This is a genomic window from Adlercreutzia sp. DFI.6.23 (genome assembly GCF_024462535.1).
In the GTDB taxonomy this organism is placed as follows: domain Bacteria; phylum Actinomycetota; class Coriobacteriia; order Coriobacteriales; family Eggerthellaceae; genus Adlercreutzia; species Adlercreutzia rubneri.
Map to the genome: position 1 here is coordinate 1 of NZ_JANGBP010000705.1, position 292 is coordinate 292.

Annotated in this window: 1 pseudogene; it reads left to right on the forward strand. The window is 63.7% G+C overall.

The annotated features are described in order from the left end of the window. Window positions 1–71: 71 nt before the first annotated feature. Window positions 72–292: pseudogene (locus NE591_RS15135) on the forward strand (hypothetical protein); the annotation flags it as partial.

Genomic DNA, 292 nt, shown 5'->3' on the forward strand with positions numbered 1-292 from the left:
GAAGGGCCCTGGGTCCTTCCCGCCAACTGCGAACTGCAACCCAAGGGCGAATGAGAGAGGAAGAGAAGACCATGGCTGAGAACGACGAGAAGGCCGCCGAGGCCGCCCCGAAGAAGGACGGGCGGCCGGTCATCACGCGCCGGGCGCTCTGCGTGGGGCTCGGCGGCACGGCGGCGCTGGTAGGGCTGGGGGCTGTGCGCTACAGAGGCCTTTTTTCCTTTGATGTGTGGATAAGGACTGCCGACCCTCATTTGGTGTACAGGGCAGAAGATGGCAGGCGCATTAATCCTAG